This window comes from Kitasatospora papulosa, from assembly GCF_000717245.1.
Lineage (GTDB): Bacteria > Actinomycetota > Actinomycetes > Streptomycetales > Streptomycetaceae > Streptomyces > Streptomyces papulosus.
In genome coordinates this window covers 1-3,325 of record NZ_JNYQ01000045.1, presented here as the reverse complement: position 1 = coordinate 3,325, position 3,325 = coordinate 1, and the positions used below count along the sequence as shown (strand labels likewise).

The following is a 3,325-nucleotide window of genomic DNA, read 5'->3' as shown; positions in this document are numbered from 1 at the left end:
CGAGAGCTACGACGCCGGACTCCACCTCCGAGCCTCTCTGATCTGGATCAACGACCTCTTACCGACGACCGAATGATCACAACCTCACACAGGCCCTAGAAGACGGCCTCCAGCAGCAAGCGAAGGACCATGTGGCACGCCGCGACGATGGCGACGCCCACCACCTCGACGTCCTCCTCACCGCGGGCGCAGCGCGTCAGCCAAGGCGTGACATGTTCGTAGCTCCTTCGAAGCCGCTCCAGGAGACGCCGCATGCGCCCTCGCAGAAGCGGAGTCGACCTTTTCGCTGGTGAGGGTGAGGGTGAGGGTGAGGGTGAGGGTGAGGGTGAGGGTGAGGGTGAGAGTGAGGGTGAGGTGGGGGTGGCTGCGATTATCCGTTCATGACTGTGATTCCCGTGTACCGGTCCTGGCAGCGGATCGAGACCTGGCTGGCCGAACACGCACCGCGTACCTTCGATTCTCTGCGACCGCCCGCCTCGGCGGACGCCATCTCGGCGGCTGCGGACGAGTTGAGAATGAAGTTCCCCGCTGACCTTGTCGAGTCCCTACGCTGCCACGACGGCGTCTCACCGGGGCACGGTCTCTTCCAGTTCCCTGGAGGGGATCAGCCGTTGGGTATTGATGCCATTCTGCGGCGCGGTCGGATGGACCGGCAACTGTGGAACAGGCTCGGCGAGGATCATCCGGATGAGACGTACTGGCATCCGGAGTTCCTGATGTTCGCGGACAGCAATCCGCCGGACGGCCTGGTCCTCGACTGCCGGGAGGGTGCCACGTTCGGCGCAGTGGGAACACACCTCAAGGGGGGAGGCACGAGCTTCGGGCGTTGGCCTTCGCTGGCAGCTTTCCTGCACGAGCTCGCGGGCGGCCTCGAGCACGGGCTTGCGATGGGGTGGTGGCGGAAGTTCGTGCCAGTCGTCTGGCAGGAGACCCTGCTCTGGGAGGAAGAACCTCAGCCACTACCCGTCCCCCGGTCACTGCGGGAGGTTGCGGCAACCGTTGCCGCACCCGCCGCACCTGAGGTGGGCCAAGAGCCTTTGCCCGTGGTCGCGGAGGAGGGATGGGCGGGAGAGTATGCCTCGTTCTGCCTCAGTTTCGTGCGGGGCCTGGACGAGTCGGAACTCCTGCGCCGTTTCGGAGCCCTGGCCGACACCCACCGCCCCCGCTCACGCGGACAGGCACAGGCAGACGCCCAGCGATGGACGGCCGGCCTCCTCCCGGTGGTCCGGGCCGGGCGCTGTGGTCAGTGGGCATTCGGAATCGAGGAAGGGCATCGGTGGGAGGGCAACCGGAGCGAGGTTCTGCGTCGTCTGTCCCGAGGTACTCAAGCGGTATCCCTGTCGTTCTCCGGGGCCACCACGATGTCCTACTACGAGGACGGGGAAGTCGTCACGGTCTACGACACAAGGCGGTCCTACCAGCAGCCTGGTGAAGGTGATCCGTTCGACATCTTTCCCGAGTTGCCCGCACACGGCCCGGCCGCGGGCCGGCTCCTGCCAGACGGACGGACCTCGTTGGGCAGCCTGGAAGTGCCGACGGAGCGGACCCCTCTGCTCCAGCGTGCAACTCTCCGCGCGGTTTGCGGAGTTGTCTCCGACCATTTCGGAATCGACCTGCCGCCGGGCGCCCTGACCGGCGAGTTGGCCAGTGCCCAGGTGCTACCAGTACTGCCAGGAGTGGACGGGCGATACCGTCCGCCGACCGATCTTGCCGAGCACATCACCACGGCCTCCGAGGCGCGCTTGCGCACCGTGCTGGCAACACAAATGTGTAGTCTCGCTGCCGAGACCGGCCTCGATACCTACCCCGAGGTTATCGAAGCTCTTCATCGAGCGGGCCAGGACGAGTGCCACGGTGTGGACGACGACTCACCACTCGGCATACGGCTGCGCACAGTCTTTGCGGACGCGGCGGCAGCATGGAGCCTGCCCCGGGACGACGACGGCCATCTTCTGATCGACCTCAGCGAGAGGGACGCCTGGCAGCACCGAGCCAACGCGGCGGGCGCGTTGGCCGATGCACTCTCCCTGCCGGCTCGCGAGGTCATCGGCAGCGTCCTCCACCAGCGCCGGAACCCCGACTGGCGGGCGGAATTCACGGAGCAGCTCGGCGAGGCCCCGCACGAACACCGCGGTGCGCCACCTCACGAACGTCAGGTCCGAACGCCGACGGCGCATGCCCGGAGGCGAAGGTCGACGCAATAGCGGAAGCCCGATGCGGGCAGCGCCCGTCTCAGCGCCATCTCCGGAGCGGTGTTCCGATTCCTCTGGCCGGTCCGACACGGGCTGCCGCGCTTCCCGGCCCCGGCAGGCGGGCTTTCACCCACTGCCCACCTACGCGATCGGCCGGCCCTGGCTGGTGCGGCCCAGCGCGGCTCCTTCATCGACGTTTCGTGTCCGTTGGGCAGGTGGGATGCAGCACCGCCGGCGAAGTATGGCGCGTAACCGGCGAGGACGTTTCCGCGTGCACGGGATGCCGGCGGGACTTCTTGCTCAGCGTGCTCGACTGAGGGGGCTGTTCTGGGCAAGGGTAGGCTCCGGATTTTATGAGTGCTATACGGCCCCGGGGCCAGGCCAAGCTTGCGGGCGGGCATGTGGCTGCGATCGTCGTTCTTGTCGACCTGCTGGTGTGTGCCGTGCTGCTCCTGGCATCCGTAGGAGTCATCGGTACGGAGCCGACCACCCGGGCGGAGGAGACCGCTGCTTGGCAGTCTGCCGGCCAGCTGTACTTCGGCTGGCTCGTGGTAGGTGCGACGTCTCTCGCCTTGCTGCGCATGCCGAAAGCTCTGCTCGCGCACGTGTCGACGATGTTGCTCTCGCCCATCGCTCTGTTCGTGCTGCTGTTGCTGCTCTCGTCTGGTCTCGGTTGACCCGGGCGTCCAAGCGCGGCTCGAAGTAGCAGACCCGGCAATCACCGCGGGCGCAAACCCCGTCACAACCTCGGCGCGCGAGCTCCTCAGAGATGGCCAGTGTGCGCGGTTGCGGAGGAAGGACGTGACACAGCCGGTTTCCACGGCTGTTTCACGCTGCCTCCCGCTCACCAAAGATTGTTCTGGCTCAACTTTCGTGATCGGTAGCGCTGGGTTGCTGAGGTCAGCTGCTTCAGGGTGACCATGACGCCACGAAGCAGCTGACGCCGTCGATGATCTCGGCGCACAGGAGGCGGTGGGTGGTCAGGTCCTCGGCGGCCCCGTCCAGCAGCTGCCAGGGCGAGCGGCCCGATACCCCTAGGGCCTGTGTGAGGTCGTGATCAATATCTGCGTTCCGCTGCCGTGCCGGGACGGATCACGGTAGAACGCCGGTGTGACGCGCCGACAGCTCAGTGA

At 66.6% G+C, this 3,325-nt stretch carries 3 protein-coding genes; 2 read left to right on the top strand and 1 reads right to left on the bottom strand.

The features are described from left to right. Window positions 1–95: 95 nt before the first annotated feature. Complete coding sequence (locus IA22_RS36995) at window positions 96–254, bottom strand: hypothetical protein (RefSeq protein WP_157840981.1); 159 nt, start codon at window positions 252–254, stop codon at window positions 96–98. Between the two features lie 126 nt (window positions 255–380). On the opposite strand from IA22_RS36995, the gene IA22_RS34875 reads away from it, so the two are divergent. Both IA22_RS34875 and IA22_RS0133540 read left to right on the top strand, forming a co-directional pair. Beyond that, on the top strand, window positions 381–2,204 hold the full coding sequence (locus tag IA22_RS34875) for an SMI1/KNR4 family protein (protein WP_051694905.1): 1,824 nt from the start codon (window positions 381–383) through the stop codon (window positions 2,202–2,204). A gap of 341 nt (window positions 2,205–2,545) precedes the next feature. Then, window positions 2,546–2,869 (top strand): hypothetical protein, encoded by a 324-nt coding sequence (locus IA22_RS0133540; protein WP_030125852.1) that lies wholly within the window; start codon window positions 2,546–2,548, stop codon window positions 2,867–2,869. Window positions 2,870–3,325 lie beyond the last annotated feature (456 nt).

What these genes read in the sequence shown, in the direction of transcription:
- IA22_RS36995 (WP_157840981.1), bottom strand. Translation starts at nt 254, where the DNA reads ATGCGGCGTCTCCTGGAGCGGCTTCGAAGGAGCTACGAACATGTCACG.
- IA22_RS0133540 (WP_030125852.1), top strand. Translation starts at nt 2,546, where the DNA reads ATGAGTGCTATACGGCCCCGGGGCCAGGCCAAGCTTGCGGGCGGGCAT.
- IA22_RS34875 (WP_051694905.1), top strand. Translation starts at nt 381, where the DNA reads ATGACTGTGATTCCCGTGTACCGGTCCTGGCAGCGGATCGAGACCTGG.